The sequence below is a fragment of the Nocardioides sp. NPDC054178 genome (genome assembly GCF_055585005.1).
This window is the reverse complement of sequence record NZ_JBVJKY010000001.1, coordinates 346182-364552: the sequence shown is the minus strand read 5'-3', so window position 1 is coordinate 364552 and position 18371 is coordinate 346182. Positions and strand designations below refer to the sequence as shown.

The following is an 18371-nucleotide window of genomic DNA, read 5'->3' as shown; positions in this document are numbered from 1 at the left end:
GTGACCGCAACCAGCCGCCTGCGCCAGATGACCGGCCGCGACCCGCACGAGGAGCATCGGACCGCGACACCCCTGGAGCTGCTCTTCGACCTCACCTTCGTGGTGACGTTCGGGGTGAGCGGCAACGAGCTGGCCCATCAGCTCGCGGAGGGCCATGTCGCGGCCGGGATCGTGGCGTTCTCCTTCGCGTCGTTCGCGATCTGCTGGGCGTGGATCAACTATTCCTGGATGGCCTCGGCCTACGACACCGACGACTGGGCGTTCCGGCTGCTCACGATGGTGCAGATGGTCGGCGTGATCATCATGGCCCTCGGCCTGCCCGAGATGTTCGAGAGCATCCACGAGGGCGAGCGGCTCCACAACGAGATCCTGATCGCCGGGTACGTCGTGATGCGGGTCGCGCTCTGCGGCCAGTGGCTGCGCGCCTGGCGCCAGGATCCCGCCCGGCGCGGCGCGCACCAGGTCTATCTGGTCACCATCCTCACGGCGCAGGTGCTCTGGTGCATCATCGCCGTCCTGCCGCTCGACGTACCGACGGCCTTCGCCGCGATGCTGGCGCCACTGGTGATCGAGCTGGTCGGCCCGTTCATCGCCGAGCGCCGCTTCGGCGGCACGCCGTGGCACGCCCATCACATCGCCGAGCGCTACGGGCTCCTGGTGATCATCACCCTCGGCGAGGGCGTCATCGGCACGGTCGCGGTGGTGTCGGCGATCGTCCACAACCCGGAGATCGGGTGGAGCATGGACGCGATCCTCCTGCTCACCGCCGGGATCGGACTGACCTTCGGCCAGTGGTGGACCTACTTCGTGATCCCCTGGGCCGAGGTGCTCCACCGCCGCCGCGACCGATCGTTCCTGTGGGGCTACGGACACATCCTGCTCTTCGCCTCGATCGCGGCCACCGGCGCCGGCCTCCACGTGGCCGCCTACCTGCTCGAGCACGAGTCCAAGCTCGGCGAGGTCGGGACGGTCGCGTCGGTGACCATCCCCGTGGCTGCCTACGCCCTGCTCCTGTACCTCCTCTACAACTCCTTCCTGCACGTGATCGACCGGTTCCACATCCTCCTCGTCGTGCTCACGGCCGTCGTGCTGGTCGCGAGCATCGCGCTGGCGGTCGCGGGGGTGCCGGTGTCGTGGTGCCTCATCGTCGTCGCGCTGGCGCCGGTGGTCACCATCGTCGGCTACGAGGCCATCGGACACCGGCACGTGGCCGGCCACCTCGAGGCGCTCTGAGCGCGACACGCGTCTGCCTCATCACGCTCGAGGCTGCTCGCTGCTTAACTTTGACCACCCGCCCCCACGGCCCCTCTCCCTGCAACAGATCGGACCGTCGTGGACGTCGTTCTCATCCTGCTCGAGCTCGCCGTCGTCATCCTGGCGATCCTGATGGGAACGAGGTCGAGCGGTGTCGGCCTCGGCCTGTGGGGCGGCCTCGGTGTCGCCGTCCTCGTGTTCGTGTTCCAGCTTCCCGCCGGAGCGATCCCGACCTCGGCGATCATCATCGTGCTCTCCGTGGTGCTGTCCGCCTCGATGATGCAGCAGGCCGGCGGCATCGACTGGATGGTGTCGGTCGCCGCCAAGGCGATCCAGAAGAACCCGAAGATGATCACCTTCGTCGCGCCGCTGATCTCGTTCCTCTTCTCGGTCGGCGCAGGTACGTCCAACATCCTCTACCCGCTGCTGCCGGTCATCCAGGACGTCTCCTACACCAACGGGATCCGGCCCTCGCGTCCGCTGTCCCTCTCGGTCGTGGCCACCGGCGTGGCCCTCGCCTGCAGCCCCGTCTCGGCGGCGATGGCCGCGATGATCGGGTTCACCAGCGCGTACGGCTTCGAGATGATCAACATCATCATGGTGACCCTGCCGGCCGCCATCATCGGCATCGTCCTGTCCGCGATCGTGGTCAACCGTCTCGGCAAGGACATCAAGGACGACCCGGAGATCCAGGCGAAGATCGCCGCCGGCGAGATCCCCGCTCCCGGCAACACCACCGGCGAGAAGTCCGACGACCCCTCGACCGCGCTTCCGGAGGCGACCGTGGCCGGCCGCAACGCCGCGCTGATCTTCTTCAGCGGTGTGCTGACGATCGTGCTCTTCGGGCTCTTCCCCGACATCCGTCCGCCCTTCGGCGCCGAGACCCGCCTCGAGATGAACGAGCTCATCCCGATGATCATGTTCGTGGTCGGTACGTTGATCATCCTGGTCTCGAAGCCCACGGTGAGCGAGGTTCCGTCGACCTCGGTCTTCAAGGCCGGCATGGTCTCGGCGATCGCGCTGCTCGGTCTCGCCTGGCTCACCAGCACGTTCCTCGATGCCCACACCGACCTGATCAGCGAGGGCATCGGCAACCTGGTCACCCGGGCGCCCTGGATCTTCGCGCTCGGCGTGTTCGTCGTCTGCGTGCTCACCACGAGCCAGTCGACCGCGACCAACACGGTGGTGCCGATCGCGCTGAGCGCCGGCATGCCGCTGGGCGTGCTCTCCGGCATGTGGGCCGGCGCGTTCGCGGGCATCTACCTGCTGCCCACCAACGGTTCGCAGATCGCCGCCGCCAACTTCGACACCTCGGGCAGCACCAAGCTCGGCACCAAGCTGATCGACCACTCGTTCTCGCTGCCGACGATCATCCTCGCCGTGACGACGATCACCGCCGGGTTCCTGATCGGAACAGCGGTCGACGTCTTCTAGGAACCGGAGCGGTAGTCGGCCCAGGCCCGCTTGCAGGCCTGAGCAACCCGTTCGATCTGCTCGACGTCGGCCGCGGGCCAGTCGGTGCCGGGCCGCTGGATCTGGGCGGTCGCTCGCTCCCCGAGCAGGAACTCCCGCAAGAACTCGGCCTGCACCGCGTCGGTGACGACTCCGCTGCCGGGATGAGCGGCGTGGAAGTCGGCGAACCGTGCCCGAGCCGCGACGATCTCCTGGCTGCCGAGGTAGGGCTGATTGAGCAGTACGTCATCCGCGGCCGCCACCTCGAAACCACGACGGTGCGCCTCGGCGAGAGCACGCAGGCGTGCGGGAGCCATCGTCGGCCGGTCGTCGTCGCCGCGCGACTCCCCCTCGGCGTCACCGCGATTGGAGAGCGCGACGACCGCAGGGAGCCGGTCCTTCGGATCCCGGGCGACGTCGACCGCACCCTCCGGCGTGGTCGTGGTGTTCATGGTGTCGTGGAAGGAGAGGGTGGTGACCCGGCCACCGTGGTCCGATGCGCGCTCCAGCATGCTGTCGAGGAGCGCGTCCCGGGTCCGTTCGTAGACTCCGAGACCGTGCTCGGCGACACGGGCGAAGTCCTCGCACAGCCGGGTGAGACCGTCCGCGTCGCCCGGGACGTCGAGGATCGGGAAGAACGAGAAGGTGACCGGCCGGATCGCGTCGACGCCGGACAGATCGACGCGCTGCCAGCGCCCGGCCGCCGCCACCCGGTCCAGGGCTTCGCGCAGCGTTGCGACCACGTCGGCGGGCTTGGCCCGGTTGGGGTCGCGCACCATGCGCGGGTGCGGGTTGATCACGGCGACGACCCGTGGGTCGATCTGCGCCCAGCGGCGCACGATCGCGGCCGTGGTGCAGTCGGTGAAGTCGTGCTGCAGGCGCTTGGTCAGCTCCGGTGCCAGGTAGGGCGCGAGCTCGGCCGGGATCGCCGCTCCGGCGTGCGGCGCGCTCACCAGGAGGTCGGCCTCGGTGAGCGCTTCCTCGAGCGTACGCCGTCCTCGATCCGCCCAGACCGTGATCTCCTCGGCCGTGAACACCGTGCCGGCTGGGATCAGAGTCGGGGCAGATGCGCTCATGGAGCCGAAGTTAGCTCAGAGACGAATCAGGAGTCGTACGACGCGCAGCAGCGCAAACGCACGACTCCTGAAGCGATCGACCACATCAGGCGGTGGGCGCGGCCCCCGGCGACTGGTCGCCAGGACCGTCGGTCTCGTCGCTCTCCTCGACCTCGTCGACCTGCTCGGCGGTGACGGTGTGTTCGTCGTCGCCGGCGGCCAGGAGGCCGTAGAGCTTGCGCCGGGTGTCGGCGAGGATGTCGGCGGCGGCCTGACGCTGGGCGTCGGTGCCGGAGGTGGCGAGCTGCCACACGGCCGGGAGGACCTGGGCGAGCTCGCCGCCGAGGACTCCGAAGCCAGCCAGGTCACCCAGTCCGCCGGGACCACCGCGGCCGCCGCGACCCTGGCCGCGGGCGTTGTCGACGGCCTTGTCGAACGGCTTCCACACGGCTGCCAGCTCGTCGGCGTGCTCGGCGGCGTAGGTCTTGCCGGCCTCGCTCAGCCGGATCGCCCGGCGGCCGTGCTCGTCGTCGGACTCCACGAGACCCTCGTCCTCGAGCTGCTGGATGGTCGGGTAGACCGAGCCGGGGCTCGGCCGCCACTCACCCGAGCTGCGCTCGGAGATCTGCTGGATCACCTGGTAGCCGTTGATCACCTGGCCCTGCTCGGCCGCTTCGGCCATCACATAGATGATCGCGGAGCGTACGTCACCACGACGGACCCGGGGACCGGGCCGCTGCGGGGGCTGGTTCTCGAAGCCGAGCAGTGCCGCGATCCACGGCGGCGGACCAGCCGGTCCACGACCGCGGCCGTGGTGACCGCCCTGCCAACCGGGGCCGCCGGGACCGCCCCAACCGGGCCCACCCTGCCAGCCATGGGAGCGGCGCGGGCCGCCCTTGCCGAACTCTCGACCCATCTGGTCGATCCACTCACCCCAGGGGTTGCTGTTGTTGTACGTCATCAGGTTCTCTCCTACGTTGGGAAGACTAGATCGCGTTCCTTCGCGATATATCGTGATCTTACGCCGCGGATCAGAGCGATTCAAGCCACAAACGAAGGAGCCCCCGGCCCGCGCTCTTCAGCACGGTCGGGGGCTCCCGGAGTCAGACCCTGAGGGTCGTGGGTGCGATCAGACGCCGGGCGTCTGCGGCGGCGTCGAGTTGTGAGCGGTCGGCGTCGCGGCCGAACGCACGCCACCACTCTCGGCCTGCAGGCGCTCCAGCTGCCGGGCGGCAGCCTCGCGACCACCGAGGCCGAAGGCGAGCGCCGCCGCGGCGGCACCACCGACGACCACGGCACCGAAGCCGAGGTTGATGATCGAGTCGGCAAGACCCATGAACTTCAGCCCGATCGCGACGAAGAGCACGATCGTGGCGTACTTCAGGATCTGCGAGGCCGACCCGGGCACCAGCTTCGCGATGACACCGGCGATCACGACGCCGGCGGCGATGATCGCGCCACCGAAGATGACCTGGCCACCCAGCTCGAGCACCTCGCTGATGAACGCGGTGATCTGCGGGAACTCCAGCATCTGCGCCGCCATCACGGCGAAGAAGAGCACGATGCCGATCTGGATCACCTTGGTGATCACCGGAGTCGCGCTCTTGTCGGCCGGCAGCACGTCCATCGAGCGCAGCGCGTTGTCGAAGCCGAGACCGTCGATGATCTGGCCCAGGATGTCGGCGGCGAAGCGGGCGATGACCACACCGACACCGAGCAGGATCGCGGCAGCGATCAGCTTCGGGATCGCAGCCAGGATCATGGCGAGCATGAGCTCGGCAGGCCGCGAGATCGAGCTGATCCCGAGAATCTGCAGGGCCGCGATGGCCACCACGATCATGATGATCGCGTAGAGAACGAGACCGATGACCTTGACGATCTGCGCGGCAGCGCCCGAAGGGGCAGCCGGTGCGTCGTACGGGTCGGCGGTGGTGTCGACACCCACCGTCGCGTCGACCTGGCCGGAGAGCTTGCTGCCACTGCCGAGCCACTTGTCGAACGGGACCGCACCGAGCGCGGTCTCGACGAGCTGGCGGACGACCTTGGCGACGAGCGCGCCGACGATGAAGACGAAGACCGCGCCGATGAGGTTGGGCAGGAAGCCCATCACACCGTCGAGCAGGCTCTGGATCGGTGCCAGCACGGAGGTGAGCTCGAACAGGTCGAGCAGCGCGATCAGACCGAAGAGCCACACCAGCAGGGCAGCCACGGAACCGAGGCTCTTGCCGATGCTGTCCCCGTCATTTCCAGCCTTCTGGAGAACCGGGATCTTCGAGGTCAGCTTCGCGAACGCCCAAGCGACGACCTTCGCAATGATCCACGTGACGACGAGGATGACGATCGCGGCGAGCACCTTGCTCCCGAGACCCACCCAGTCGATGTCCTTCACGGCATCCATTTGTCTCTCCCCTCAATAGGGTTCAGTTGAGAAGGTGCCTGAGATCGACGAGCAGCCCGAGTGATGCACGCAACAGGCACCTCTGCTTCCAGAGACGTTCGTCCAGATGGAGCCGTGAAGCAAGTTTGGCGCTCCAGCGGACGCAAATAGACGAATGATTTACAATCCGGCCCCGCCTGTCACGATCACCGTGAAACGCGCCTCACGAGACCAACCAGGCCGCGTACGCATCGAAGGAGTAGGGCCGGCCGAGGAAGTCGGCCACCAGGTCGGCCGCGTCCTTCTCCCCACCACGGGCGAGCACGAGATCGCGGTAGCGACCCGCCACCTCGGGGTCGAACAGGTCGTCCCGGTCGAAGGCGCTGAAGAGGTCCTTCGCGATCACCAGCGACCACATGTAGGTGTAGTAGGCCGAGGAGTAGCCGCCCAGGTGGCCGAAGTTGGCGAAGAAGTGAGTGCCCTCGAGGTAGGGGTAGGGAGAGTAGGCCGCCTGCAGTTCCTCGAGCCGCTTGGTCAGGTCGTCGGGTCGCTCCTTGTGGAACCAGTAGGAGATCGCGGCGTAGAACATCTGCTGCCGGGCGTGGTAGCCCTTGCCGAAGTCGTCCGCGGCCCGCATCCGCGCGACCAGGTCGGCCGGGATCGGCTCGCCGGCCGCGTCGGTGGCGAAGGTCCGGAGCACGTCGGCGTCCCAGGCCCACTCCTCGAGCATCTGGCTCGGCGCCTCGACGAAGTCCCACTCCGTCGCGACCCCGGAGAACCGGGCCCACTCGCCCTGGCCGCCGAGCACGTGATGGACCAGATGGCCGAACTCGTGGAAGAGCGTCACCACGTGGTCGTGCTCCATCAGACCGCGGGAGAAGTTGCAGACCAGCACGCCCTCGGGAAGCTGCCGGCCCTTCACGCCGGGCGCCAGGTCGAACTGCGCGGCGTGCTTGTACTTGCCGTCGCGAGGATGCAGGTCGAGATAGATCCGGCCGAGGACCTCGTCGCCGTCCTGCTGATAGACGTCGAAGACGCTCACGTCCTCGTGCCAGGTGACGACGTCGGCGACCGGCTCGTAGCGCAGCCCGAAGAGCCGCCCGGTGACATCCAGCAGGCCCTGGTGCACCTTCGCGAAGTCGAAGAACGTACGCACCACCTGGCTGTCGACGTCGTACTTCTCCTGCCGCACCAGCTCCTCGTAGTAGAGGGCGTCGGCGGCGGAGACCGCGCTGGCGCCCGGGACATCGCGGGCGTAGCGGTCCAGGAGCACCTCGAGGTCGCGCTTCATCCGCCCTTCGGCGGCACCGGCGATCTTGTCGATGAACTCGGGGATCGCCGGTCCTTCGCCGATCATCTTCACCGCGGCGTCGAAGGCGGGCCAGTCCTCGTAGCCGACCAGGTTGGCCAGCTCGTGGCGCAGCTCGAACATCTCCTTCAGCACCGCTTCGTTGTGCGGCCAGCCGCGCTCGAGCCCGGCCACGGTGACGGCGCGACGGATCGCGGGGTCCTTCACGAACATCCGCGCGGGGAGCGCGTCGGGGTAGTCGGTGGTGATCTCCACGAGCCCCTGGTCGTTGACCGGGTGCGCCTCCAGCCAGTCGGCCGGCATCCCGTCCAGCTGTTCGGGCGTGGCCACGGTGATGCGTACGTCGTCCCGGGTGACCCGGGAGAACTCCAGGTTGAGCTCGGTGAGCCGTTCGTTGATCTCGGTGAGCCGGGCCCTGGTGGCGTCGTCGCGGTCGACGCCGGCGCGGGTGAAGTCCTGCAGGGTCTTCGCCAGGAGCCTCCCGGCGAGCGGGTCGAGCGCCTCGGTCTGCTCCGGGGGAAGGTCGGCGAAGACGCGGTAGAGCGCCTGGTCCTGGGTGAGCTCGGTGCGCAGCCGGTCGACCTCGACCTCGGTGTCCTCGCAGGCGGTGCGGACCGCCTCGACAGGGTGCACGTTGGCGAGCAGGCCCGCCAGCCCGCCGAGCGAACCGAGCTCCAGGGAGAGCTCGTCCCAGGCCTTCAGCACGTCGATCGCCTCGCTCGGTGGCGAGGTCCGCAGGCGCTCGGCCAGCTCGCGCACGTGGGTGAGCGTCTCCGACGTACGCTCCTTGACCCAGGCCTCCGCGGCCTCGGTGTCGGGCAGGGCAAGCGGCTCAGGCGTACTCATGCGGCAAGCCTGCCACGACCCTGTCAGTAGAGGATGTAGTTCCTCGTCATCTGCACCGGAGCCTTGGTCAGCGGGGCCAGCCACAGCCGCCCGCAGGCCGTGGAGGTGCGCCGGACGCCGACCCACTTCCACCCGGCCGTGCTCGACCATGCGTTGACCGTGCCGACCTTCGCCGAGCCGAGCAGGACGGTCATCCTGCCCTGGTGCGGCCCCTTGTAGACCCGGAGCCGGGCGCCCTTCGCGCAGTAGGCACCGTTGGAGCGCTGCTTCCCGTAGCGCGTCGACACGTAGACGACGTCGGGGCCGTCCGCGCTCCCGTCGAGGTTGACGCCGGTGACCAGGTTGGGCCCGCAGCACCAGGAGTAGGTCTCCCCGGCCAGCATCGGGGCGTGGGAGCAGTGCCAGCCGGACCACGCCGAGGTGAGCCCTGCGGTGTCCTTGGACCGGACGCGGAAGCAGGCCACCCCGCCCGACTCCACGGTCGTGGTGACCGAGGTCCTCGACGGGTAGAGCCAGGTGCTGGAGCCGTCGGTGCGCCAGACGTAGCTCGCCGCGCTCAGCTTCGCGGGCGAGGACGCCGCGCTGCTCCTCGGTGCGGCCTTGACCTGCACCTGATATCCGGCGATGCCCACGTCGTCGCTCGCGGCGTACGTGAAGGTGGGGTGCCACCAGATGATCCCGGTCGTCTTGACCGGCAGCCAGGTGCGGACGGTCGCCTTGGTGATCCGGGGTGCGGTGTCGGCCGCCGCGGGCTGGGCCGTCAGCAGCCCGGCACCGAGCAGTCCGGCGATGAGCAGGGTGAGGAGATGCGTCCGTAGACGGCGGTGGGGAATCAACGAAGCTCCTGCGAGAGACCGGCACCGAGGAGTGCCCGATAGAGGCGCTGCCAAGCGCAGCGGACGTACCCTAGCGGGCATCGTTCACAGGTACGCCACCTGTGCCCCCGAGGCTCAGTCCTCCCAGGAGTACTCGTTGGGGAAGCGGTGGACCTCCTGCGGCCAGTCGAGGCAGACCGCCACCTTGCCGGCCCAGTAGCGCGCCGCCTCGTCATCGGCCACGTCGATGACCGTGAAGCCGCCGATGTGCTCCTTGGTCTCGACATAGGGACCGTCGCTGAAGACCGCCTCGCCGTGGTCGGCCTCGACGCTGAAGAGAGCGGTCGAGGCGTCGATCCCGCCGTTGGCGTAGACGAAGACCCCGGCTGCCTTCATCTCGTCGAGCACGGCCTTCGAGGCGATGCTCTTCTCGCGCAGCTGGTCCGGCGTGTGCTCGGCCACCCACTCGTCGTTGAACGCGATCATGTATTCGGGCATTCGTTTCGTCTCCTCGTCTCCGGGGCGGTCCGGTGACCGCCTCTCACTCCTTCTACGAACGCTGCCGGTCCGATCCGACAGCCTCGGACGATATTTCTTCAGCTCCGTCCGAGCTGGTCCCGTCGCCGGGTCAGCAGCGCGACCTCGGCGGCGTTCTCGGCGAGCTCGATGGCCCTGTCGTACGCCTCCCGGGACTCGCCGCTGCGGCCGAGGCGGCGCAGCAGATCGGCCCGGGTGGCGTGGAAGGCGTGGTAGTCGTCCAGGCTGGGGCCCAGGTGACGGTCGATCTCGGCGAGCGCGACCTCGGGACCGTCCAGCTCCGCGACGGCGATCGCCCGGTTGAGGCGGACGATGGGTGAGCCGTCGACCCGGATCATCTGGTCGTAGAGCGCGACGATCTGGGACCAGTCGGTGTCGCGGGCGTCGCGCACCGAGGTGTGGACGGCGTTGATCGCGGCCAGGATCTGGTAGCGCCCGGGCCGCGGGCCACCGTTCGCGACCACGCTGAGCCGCTCGCGCACCAGCGCGTGACCCTCGGCGATCAGCGCGAGATCCCACGAGCCGCGGTCCTGCTCGTCGAGCCGGACCAGCTCGCCGGTCGCCGAGACCCGAGCCGCACGCCGCGCCTCGATCAGCAGCATCAGGGCCAGCAGGCCGGCCACCTCGCCGTCGTCGGGCAGCAGGGCGCGGACCAGCCGGGTCAGCCGGATGGCCTCGAGCGTCAGGTCGCCGCGTACGGAGTTCTCGTGGTCGCCGGAGGAGAGATAGCCCTCGTTGAAGACCAGGAAGAGGACCGCCAGGACGCCCGAGACGCGCTCGGGGAGGTCGGCCGTCTCGGGGACGCGGTAGGGGATGTGCGCGGCTTTGATCTTCGTCTTCGCGCGGGTGATCCGCTGGCCCATCGTGGTCTCCTGGACCAGGAAGGCCTTCGCGATCTCGGGCACGGTCAGGCCGCCGACCATCCGCAGGGTCAGCGCGATCCGCGCCTCGGGCGCGAGCGCGGGGTGGCAGCAGGTGAACAGCAGTCGGAGCCTGTCGTCCTCGATGGCGCCGAGAGGCTCGTGCGGGGTGTCATCGTGCATCGCGACGGCCTCCTTCTGCTTGTCGTCACGTTTGGACTCGCGGCGGATCCGGTCGATCGCGCGGCGGTTGGCGGTGGTGGTGAGCCAGGCGCCCGGGTTGGGGGGTACGCCATCGAGCGGCCAGCGCTCGACTGCGACCGTGAACGCCTCGGCCGCGGCCTCCTCGGCGATGTCGAGATCGCCGAACCGCTTGGTGAGGCTGGCGACCACCCGTGCCCACTCCCCCTGGTGGGCCCGGGTGATCGCCTCGTCGACCTCGATCAACGGCGGTTCACGCCTCGGGGCCGGTCTGCATCGGGCGCACCTCGACTTTGCCCAGGCAGGCCGCGGAGGCCTCGGCGGCAAGCTTGAGGGCGACATCGAGGTCGGGGACGTCGATGATCCAGAAGCCCGCCATGTACTCCTTGGCCTCGGCGTAGGGTCCGTCGGTGATGACCGGCTTCTCACCCTGGCCGTCGACGACGGTCGCCGTCTTGGCGGCGTCGAGGCCGTCGGCGAAGACGAAGTAGCCCTCTTGCTGGAGCTTGTCGTTGAACTTCCCGGTCGCCTCGAACGACTTCATCATCTCCTCCTCCGAGGCGTAGCCGTAGTTCTCCTTCTCGTAGTCCGAGTCGGGACCCCAGACGGACATCAGGTACTTGGCCATGGTGCTCACTCCTTCGTGTCGGGCGGCCCCGGTGACCGCCTCTCACCCTTGCTACGAACATCTACCTCGGTATCCGACACCTGACATCAGAATTTCTCCAGGTAAATTCATTCGCTTAGCATGGGTAACCATGTTGAAGGCCCGGCAGCGGTGAGCATCACCGACAAGCTCAGGGGTGCCGTCGCGGACACCCGCCCCCTCCAGGAGCCGCACTTCCGACGCCTGTGGATCGCCGGGATCATCACGATGATCGGCGCGCAGCTGACCGTCGTCGCGGTGCCGGCCCAGATCTACGCGGACACCGGCTCGTCGGCGTACGTCGGGCTCACCGGTGTCTTCGGACTGGTCCCGCTGATCGTCTTCGGCCTCTACGGCGGCGCGCTCGCGGACCACTTCGACCGGCGTACGATCCTGATGGTCTCGACCACCGGGCTGATCGTCACCAGCGCGCTCTTCTGGCTCCAGTCCGCGCTCGGCAACACCAACGTCTGGGCGCTGCTGTGCCTCTTCTCGGTGCAGCAGGCGTTCTTCGCGGTCAACCAGCCGACCCGGAACTCGCTGCTGCCGAAGATCCTCCCCGCGCACCTGCTCCCGGCCGCCAACTCGTTGAGCATGACGGTCTTCCAGGCGGGCGCGATCGCGGGGCCGCTGGTCGCCGGCGTGATGCTGCCCCTCACCGGGTTCACCTGGCTGTACGCCATCGACACCGTCACGCTCTTCGCGACCCTCTACGCGGTCGTGCTCCTGCCCCGGATCCCGGTCGAGGGCGCCGGGAGCAGGGTGCCCGGCCTCCGCTCGGTGTGGGACGGCTTCGCCTACCTGCGCCATCAGCCGGTGCTGCTGATGAGCTTCGTCGTCGACCTGATCGCCATGGTCTTCGCGATGCCGCGGGCGCTGTTCCCGCAGATCGCCCACGAGTCCTTCGGCGGTCCCTCGGAGGGCGGGATCGCGTTCGCGCTGCTCTTCGCGGCCATCCCGGCCGGCGCGGTCATCGGTGGGATCTTCTCCGGCTGGGTCTCGCGCATCGAGGCCCAGGGGCGCGTGGTCGTCTGGTGCATCGCCGTGTGGGCCCTCGGGATCACCCTGTTCGGGCTCACGGTCACCTTCGCCGACCACTTCACGACGTTGATGCTGGGTCTCGGCGTGCTCTTCATGATGGTCGCCGGCGCCGCCGACGTGGCCTCCGCGGCCATCCGGATGTCGATCCTGCAGTCGGCGGCCGACGACAACGTACGCGGCCGGCTGCAAGGGGTCTTCACGGTCGTCGTCGCGGGTGGCCCGCGGGTGGCCGACGTCCTGCACGGAGGCGCGGCGGCCGTGGTCGGCACCGCGATCGCGACCACCGGAGGTGGCCTGCTGAACCTCCTCGGGATCGCGCTGTGCGCGCTACTCGTCCCGAGCTTCCTCGCGTACCGGGTCAACCGGACCGCTCCCGCCGACGCCCTGCTCGCCGACGAAGGCTCGAAGTAGCCCGGCGAGCACCTCGGGCTGGTCGATCGGCACCAGCGTGGAGGAGTCCTTGACGATCTCCAGGCGCGCGTCGGGATAGTGCGCGGCCAGGCGCGGGCCGTGCTCGGCGGGCATCATCGTGTCCTGGTCGGCCCAGACGACGAGCACCGGCTTGGTGAACTTCTGCTGCCCCTCGGCCAGCTCGAGCAGCTCGTCGCGGCCGGGCGCGCCGCCCGCGAACTTGATGAAGTCACGGCGGATCGCCCGGTCGGTCAGCGCGGGCGCGAACCAGCCGTGAACGAGGTCGTCGTAGAGGTGGTAGCTCTTGTCGACCGACATCCCGCCGTAGCCGGAGCTCATCTGCCGGACGCTCTCCAGGCGGAGCAGCTGCAGCGCCGCGGTGAACAGCGGCGGCACCTTCGAGAGCACCGCCAGCGGCCGCGCCGCCTTGGGCGGGTAGTTGTCGAAGGCCTCGCACGCCACCAGCGCCAGCCGCGCGATCCGGTCGGTGCGGTCGGCGTTGATGAGGAACTGGCCACCGCCCCAGTCGTTGAGGACCAGGGTGACGTCGTGGAGGTCGAGCGCGTCCAGGAAGTCGCCGAGGATGCTCGCCACCCCCTGCTGGCTGAGGTCCGCGTCGGGGTGCATCGGCTGCCGGTGACCACCCAGCGGCAGCGTCGGCCGGATCACCCGGAAGCCACCCAGGTAGGGCAGCGCGCGGCGCCACAGCCGGCCGTCCATCGGCACTCCGTGGAGGAGTACGAGGACAGGTCCGTCACCGCCGGTATCCTCGAAATCGATCGGACCGGCCGACAGCTCGACGCTGGGCATTCAGTGGGCTCCTCGAAGCAATGACGTGGGGTGCCCACACCTTGCCCCCCGGGGAACACCCGTGCAACGGGAATCGCCCAATTCCCCGTGCATCTGGGTATATCGCAGGTCTTAGGTCCCTGAGCCACTAGGGCCATGTGATACACCCCTGGGCTTCCGGTGGAGAAGGCCACCGGAACGCGGGATCACGGCGCGCTCAGAGCCCGACCGGGAGGTCCTCCGCGGCGGCGAACGCCTCGATCCCCTTGGCCGGACCACGCTCGTCGATCGTCTCGATGAGGGCGGCGAGGTCCTCGCGCCGGTCCTGCGCGACCAGCCAGGCCATCAGGCGCTGGCCCCGCGGGACGGTGGTCTCCTCGAAGGGGACGCCGGCGTCGTACCAGAACTCGAGGACGGCACCGCGCAGCAGCGACCAGTAGCGGTCGGGGTCCTCGGTGGTGGGGCTGACCGAGGCGCGGAAGTGCTCCCACATGTCGATCGGCAGGATCTCGGTGCGCAGTGTCCGCATCAGCTTCGTCGAGCCCGAGCCGGCCACGAGCTCGACGGTCTGGCGCTTGGTGGTGATCCGCTCGAGCAGGTTGGCGATCTGCGCGCGCTTCTGGGTCGCGGAGGAGAAGTCGGAGCGGACGCGCCAGTCGTAGACGACGTCGGTGAGGACGTCGAAGTTCCTGGCGGCCAGGAACGCCTGGGTGAGGGCCACCTGGTCCTGGTAGCGGGTGCGCTCGGGGAAGGTGATGTCGTTGTCGGTCCAGAAGGAGCGCCGGAAGATCTTGTTCCACACGAACACGTCCGCGAGCATCAGCGGGGCGTCCTCGATCCGGCATCTGAGGCGCGTCCGGGTGTGGTTGCGGCGCATCAGCGGGGTGACGTACCTCCGCTCCTCGCCGTTCACCAGGGTGACCCGCTCGGCCGAGCCGACGACGAAGTCGGAGCCCGTACGCCGCAGCGTCCTCACCATCGAGCTCCAGGCGTCGCGGGGGAGGATGTCATCGGGGTCGACGAAGGTGAGCAGGTCACCGGTGGTCGCCGCGATCCCGGTGTGGCGGGCGATGGAGACACCTGAGTTGGGCTGGGTGATCAGCGTGACCCGAGGGTCCTTCGCGGCGATCTCCTTGACGATGTCGGCCGACCGGTCGGTCGAGCCGTCGTCGACGACGATCACCTCGATGGCGCAGAACTCGCGCAACGGCTGATGAAGGATGCTGTCGAGGCTGTCCGCGACATAGTCGGCCACGTTGTAGACCGGCACGACGACGCTCAGCAACCTCGGCTTCCTCCTTCTGAATCCCCCCACGCGCATCAACTCTAATTGGGTGCGCATCAACGCGACCTGGAGATGGTGAGCGTGTCGACCTCGGAGCCGTCGGTGGCGATGACCTCGAGGTCCAGCCTCGCCTGCCCGTGGGCGTCGCGCGGGTGCGCATCGAAGAACGCGACCGAGTGGGTCGCGTCGCCCACGGCGCGGTAGGTGGTCGGCTCGGGGATCTTCAGGCCGTTCTTGTCGGTGTAGTAGGAGAGGACCGGCAGGACGTCGGGGTAGGTCGAGCCGCCACCGCCGCCGGCCGTGATGTAGATGGTCCCCTGGTGGGTGCTGACCGTGGCACCGCGCGGCGCCTCCTGGACCGGCTTGCCGCCGCGCATGAGGTGGGTGCGCTCGTAGCAGTGGTTGTGGCCGTTGATCACGACGTCGACCTGGTAGCGGTCGAAGAGCGCCTCCCAGCGGTCGCGGATGCCGCCGTCCGAGGCGTGCGCGATGTTGGTGCAGTAGGCGCACTGGTGGAAGCCGACCAGGATGAAGTCGATGTCGTCCCGGGCCCGGAAGGCGGCCAGCCGCTGCTCGAGCCAGCCGTCCAGGGTCTCGCCGAGGTAGCCCGCGTTCCGCGTGTACTCGTACGTCGCGTCGTTGCCGTCGAGGGCGATGAAGGCGACGTTGCCGCGGACGAAGGAGTAGGTCTCCTCACCGCCGCCGGCGCCGTTGCCGGGGTGACGGAAGCGAGCGCGGTAGCCGTCGTAGCCGAGCTCGCCGTTGCCGTTCTCCATCTCGTGGTTGCCGACGACGGTCATCCACGGGATCGCGTCGGCGCTGGGCTGGATCTGGGTCAGGAACTCGTCCCAGACGCCGAAGTCCTGCTGCAGCTCTCCGCTCTTGCCCTGGCCGCCGGTGTCGGCGTAGGCGATGTCGCCGACGACGAACGCGAACTCGGCGCCCTGCTGACGGATCAGGTTCACGTTGCGCGCCGCGTCCTCGGCGACGCCCATGTCGCCGAAGGCGGCGAAGCGGAAGCTCTCCTTGCCCTTCGGTGCCGTGGTGAACGAGCCCCTGGTCGGCGTACCGCCGTCGTGGCTGAGCCGGTAGTGGTAGCGGGTGCCGGGCTTCAGGCCGCCGAGGTCGACGTGGTGGTAGACGCTGTCGACCCGGATCGAGGAGAGCGACTCGGGCCGCAGGGTGAGGCCGTAGTCGGGGGTCACGCCCAGGTCGAGCCGCGGTGCCTGCACCGACCCTGCCGTCGACCAGGAGACGTTCATCTGCCTCACCGGGTCGGCACCGTAGGACAGATGTACGCCGGTGGCCGGTGCCGCCGACCTGGCGGCCTGCGTCCACAGCATCGGGCCGGTGACGACACCGGCGCCACCGATCAGGCCGGCCTTGAGCAGCGTGCGCCGGGACGGGCCGATTCTGGTGGGGCCGGAGTGGGGGCTGACGGTCACGAGAGGATCAACGCATAGGGAGACGAGACGTTAGGCCACGTCCGGTGTCTCCGGGGTGAACGAGTGGTGAGGAGTTAGACACTCGCAGCATGGGATGCGGCCATTTGCGCCCCGAAGGCTGCGTTGTCGCGCACCAGAGCGATGTTGGCCGCCAGCGAGTCTCCGCCGGTCAGCTCGACGATCCTGGCCAGCAGGAACGGGGTGATGTCCTTGCCGTGGATGTCGCGGGCGTCGGCGTCGGCGAGTGCCTGGTCGATGTGCTTCCCGATCACCTCGGCCGGGATCTCGTCGGCGGCCGGGACCGGGTTGGCGACGACCAGGCCGCTGGGGAGGCCGAGATCCCAGGTGGCCTTCATGACCGCGGCGGCCTCGTCGGGGCCGTCGATGCGCAGCGGCGCCGCGAACCCGGAGCTGCGGGAGTAGAACGCCGGGAACTCGTCGCTCCCGTTGACCAGCACCGGGACCCCGTAGGTCTCCAGGGTCTCCAGGGTCAGGCCGATGTCGAGGATCGACTTCACCCCGGCGCTCACCACCGCGACCTGGGTGCGGGCGAGCTCGGTCAGGTCGGCGGAGATGTCGAAGGACGTCGCTGCCCCGCGGTGTACGCCACCCAACCCTCCGGTCACGAACGTCCTGATCCCGACCATCGCCGCCAGGCGCATGGTGGCCGCCACCGTGGTGGCGCCGTGGAGGCCGCGGGCGACGACGTAGGGAAGGTCGCGGACGCTGACCTTGGTCACCGCGGGGTCGGAGGCGAGGAGCTCGAGGTCGTCGTGGTCGAGGCCGGCACGAGGGATGCCGTCGAGCAGCGCGATCGTGGCCGGGACGGCGCCGTTGTCGCGCACGATCTGCTCGACCTCGGTGGCCATCTTGACGTTGTCGGGATAGGGCATGCCGTGACTGATGATCGTCGACTCGAGCGCGACCACCGGGCGACCCTCGGCGAGGGCGACGCCGACCTCTTCGGTGAGCCGTACCTTCACGCCAGCTCCCGCACGAGGCTCTCGTTGAGGTCCATCCGGACGGTGTCGTGGGTGCCGCAGGTCAGCGCGGCCGCGGCGTGGCCGAAGCGCGCCGCCTCGACCAGGTCGACGTCGCGGAGCAGCTCGTGGGTGAACGCCGCCAGCATCGCGTCGCCCGCGCCGGTCACGTCGACGACGTCGGTCGGCACGGCAGGAAGGTCCTGGTAGACGTCGTCATAGCTGATCACCGAGCCGCGGGACCCCAGGCGCACCCAGACCACGCCGACACCGCGGTCGTGCAGCGAGTGGACGGCCTTCTCGATCTCCGCGTCGGTGCCGGCGGGCAGGTCGGTCAGCGCGGCCAGCTCGGCCTGGTTGGGTGTGACGAGATAGAGTTCGCGATCGGCCCGGATCAGGTCACGGGCCCGCCTCGCCTTCGGCACCGAGACCGGGTCGAACCCGACGGGCACGTCGAACTCGCGGGCGAGGTCGATCGCCACGTCAGCCGTGCGGACCGGGATGTTGCCCTCGACGAGCACACCGCGAGCGTTCTTGATCAGGTCGCGGGCCGCCTCCACGACCAGCGGGGAGAACTCGTCGGTCGCGGCCATGTCGGCCACCGCGACCACCAGCTCACCGGAGGAGTCGAGCACGGCGTTGTAGGTGCCGGTGCGTACGTCTGCTCGGCGTCGGACGTAGGTGCAGTCGACACCGACGTCCTCGGTGTAGCTGATCACCTCGTCCCCGATCGGGTCGTCGCCGACGACCGACACCAGCGCCACCGAGTCACCCAGCCGAGCCAGGTTCTCCGCGACGTTGCGGCCGACGCCGCCGGGCGAGAGGCCGGCGGACCCGGACATGCTCGAACCCATCACCACCTGCTCGTGCGCCCGAGCGTGGAGATCCATGTTGGAGCCGCCGATCACGACGATGTCTGGCGGAGATTGCGGGTTCATCACCTGCATCGTAAGTGGGGTTCACAGATCACGCCCCCTCATAAAGTATGAACTTGCCGGACAGCGCCGCGCCGCTGGTGCTAGATTCCGCCGGTCCGGCGCGAATACGTCCTCATGGGGTATGTGCTCA

Annotated in this window: 16 protein-coding genes; 3 read left to right on the top strand and 13 right to left on the bottom strand. The window is 68.9% G+C overall.

The annotated features are described in order from the left end of the window. Nucleotides 1-1233, top strand: coding sequence for a low temperature requirement protein A (locus ACZ6WN_RS01795; RefSeq protein ID WP_465862313.1), 1233 nt, complete (start codon nt 1-3; stop codon nt 1231-1233). 99 nt (nt 1234-1332) lie between these two features. Beyond that, nucleotides 1333-2688, top strand: coding sequence for an anaerobic C4-dicarboxylate transporter family protein (locus tag ACZ6WN_RS01790; RefSeq protein ID WP_465862312.1), 1356 nt, complete (start codon nt 1333-1335; stop codon nt 2686-2688). Here ACZ6WN_RS01790 and ACZ6WN_RS01785 read toward each other — a convergent pair. The 8 genes from ACZ6WN_RS01785 to ACZ6WN_RS01750 form a co-directional block, all read right to left on the bottom strand. Beyond that, nucleotides 2685-3782: an N-formylglutamate amidohydrolase gene (locus ACZ6WN_RS01785; RefSeq protein ID WP_465862311.1), complete on the bottom strand. Its 1098-nt coding sequence runs from the start codon at nt 3780-3782 to the stop codon at nt 2685-2687. The two genes, ACZ6WN_RS01790 and ACZ6WN_RS01785, sit on opposite strands and share 4 nt — an antisense overlap. 85 nt (nt 3783-3867) lie before the next feature. Further along, complete coding sequence (locus tag ACZ6WN_RS01780; protein ID WP_465862310.1) at nt 3868-4722, bottom strand: PadR family transcriptional regulator; 855 nt, start codon at nt 4720-4722, stop codon at nt 3868-3870. 168 nt (nt 4723-4890) lie between these two features. Continuing rightward, nucleotides 4891-6159: a mechanosensitive ion channel gene (locus ACZ6WN_RS01775; protein ID WP_465862308.1), complete on the bottom strand. Its 1269-nt coding sequence runs from the start codon at nt 6157-6159 to the stop codon at nt 4891-4893. A gap of 202 nt (nt 6160-6361) precedes the next feature. Next, nucleotides 6362-8293, bottom strand: coding sequence for a M3 family metallopeptidase (locus ACZ6WN_RS01770; RefSeq protein WP_465862307.1), 1932 nt, complete (start codon nt 8291-8293; stop codon nt 6362-6364). 23 nt (nt 8294-8316) lie between these two features. Continuing rightward, nucleotides 8317-9129, bottom strand: a complete 813-nt coding sequence (locus ACZ6WN_RS01765) for a hypothetical protein (RefSeq protein WP_465862305.1) — start codon at nt 9127-9129, stop codon at nt 8317-8319. 114 nt (nt 9130-9243) lie between these two features. After that, nucleotides 9244-9606 carry a YciI family protein gene (locus tag ACZ6WN_RS01760; protein ID WP_465862304.1) on the bottom strand — a complete coding sequence of 121 codons (363 nt, stop codon included), beginning with the start codon at nt 9604-9606 and terminating at the stop codon, nt 9244-9246. A gap of 98 nt (nt 9607-9704) precedes the next feature. Next, nucleotides 9705-10952 (bottom strand): RNA polymerase sigma factor, encoded by a 1248-nt coding sequence (locus tag ACZ6WN_RS01755; protein WP_465862302.1) that lies wholly within the window; start codon nt 10950-10952, stop codon nt 9705-9707. A 7-nt stretch (nt 10953-10959) separates the two neighbouring features. Continuing rightward, nucleotides 10960-11334 carry a YciI family protein gene (locus ACZ6WN_RS01750; RefSeq protein ID WP_350662949.1) on the bottom strand — a complete coding sequence of 125 codons (375 nt, stop codon included), beginning with the start codon at nt 11332-11334 and terminating at the stop codon, nt 10960-10962. A gap of 120 nt (nt 11335-11454) precedes the next feature. Here ACZ6WN_RS01750 and ACZ6WN_RS01745 point away from each other — a divergent pair, with 120 nt between their 5' ends. Further along, nucleotides 11455-12804 (top strand): MFS transporter, encoded by a 1350-nt coding sequence (locus tag ACZ6WN_RS01745; protein WP_465862301.1) that lies wholly within the window; start codon nt 11455-11457, stop codon nt 12802-12804. Here ACZ6WN_RS01745 and ACZ6WN_RS01740 read toward each other — a convergent pair. The 5 genes from ACZ6WN_RS01740 to ACZ6WN_RS01720 form a co-directional block, all read right to left on the bottom strand. Further along, nucleotides 12721-13614 (bottom strand): alpha/beta fold hydrolase, encoded by an 894-nt coding sequence (locus tag ACZ6WN_RS01740; RefSeq protein ID WP_465862300.1) that lies wholly within the window; start codon nt 13612-13614, stop codon nt 12721-12723. The genes ACZ6WN_RS01745 and ACZ6WN_RS01740 overlap by 84 nt on opposite strands. Nucleotides 13615-13810: 196 nt before the next feature. Beyond that, a complete protein-coding gene (locus ACZ6WN_RS01735; RefSeq protein WP_465862299.1) occupies nt 13811-14878 on the bottom strand; it encodes a glycosyltransferase family 2 protein in 1068 nt (355 codons plus the stop codon). 56 nt (nt 14879-14934) lie between these two features. After that, complete coding sequence (locus ACZ6WN_RS01730; protein WP_465862298.1) at nt 14935-16323, bottom strand: purple acid phosphatase family protein; 1389 nt, start codon at nt 16321-16323, stop codon at nt 14935-14937. A gap of 74 nt (nt 16324-16397) precedes the next feature. Continuing rightward, nucleotides 16398-17306 (bottom strand): pseudouridine-5'-phosphate glycosidase, encoded by a 909-nt coding sequence (locus tag ACZ6WN_RS01725; protein WP_465862297.1) that lies wholly within the window; start codon nt 17304-17306, stop codon nt 16398-16400. Continuing rightward, complete coding sequence (locus tag ACZ6WN_RS01720; RefSeq protein WP_465862296.1) at nt 17303-18241, bottom strand: carbohydrate kinase family protein; 939 nt, start codon at nt 18239-18241, stop codon at nt 17303-17305. Before ACZ6WN_RS01720 ends, ACZ6WN_RS01725 begins: the two co-directional genes overlap by 4 nt. Between the last annotated feature and the right edge of the window lie 130 nt (nt 18242-18371).

What these genes read in the sequence shown, in the direction of transcription:
- ACZ6WN_RS01720 (WP_465862296.1), bottom strand. Translation starts at nt 18,241, where the DNA reads ATGAACCCGCAATCTCCGCCAGACATCGTCGTGATCGGCGGCTCCAAC.
- ACZ6WN_RS01760 (WP_465862304.1), bottom strand. Translation starts at nt 9,606, where the DNA reads ATGCCCGAATACATGATCGCGTTCAACGACGAGTGGGTGGCCGAGCAC.
- ACZ6WN_RS01750 (WP_350662949.1), bottom strand. Translation starts at nt 11,334, where the DNA reads ATGGCCAAGTACCTGATGTCCGTCTGGGGTCCCGACTCGGACTACGAG.
- ACZ6WN_RS01745 (WP_465862301.1), top strand. Translation starts at nt 11,455, where the DNA reads ATGGGTAACCATGTTGAAGGCCCGGCAGCGGTGAGCATCACCGACAAG.
- ACZ6WN_RS01785 (WP_465862311.1), bottom strand. Translation starts at nt 3,782, where the DNA reads ATGAGCGCATCTGCCCCGACTCTGATCCCAGCCGGCACGGTGTTCACG.
- ACZ6WN_RS01740 (WP_465862300.1), bottom strand. Translation starts at nt 13,614, where the DNA reads ATGCCCAGCGTCGAGCTGTCGGCCGGTCCGATCGATTTCGAGGATACC.
- ACZ6WN_RS01780 (WP_465862310.1), bottom strand. Translation starts at nt 4,722, where the DNA reads ATGACGTACAACAACAGCAACCCCTGGGGTGAGTGGATCGACCAGATG.
- ACZ6WN_RS01775 (WP_465862308.1), bottom strand. Translation starts at nt 6,159, where the DNA reads ATGGATGCCGTGAAGGACATCGACTGGGTGGGTCTCGGGAGCAAGGTG.
- ACZ6WN_RS01770 (WP_465862307.1), bottom strand. Translation starts at nt 8,293, where the DNA reads ATGAGTACGCCTGAGCCGCTTGCCCTGCCCGACACCGAGGCCGCGGAG.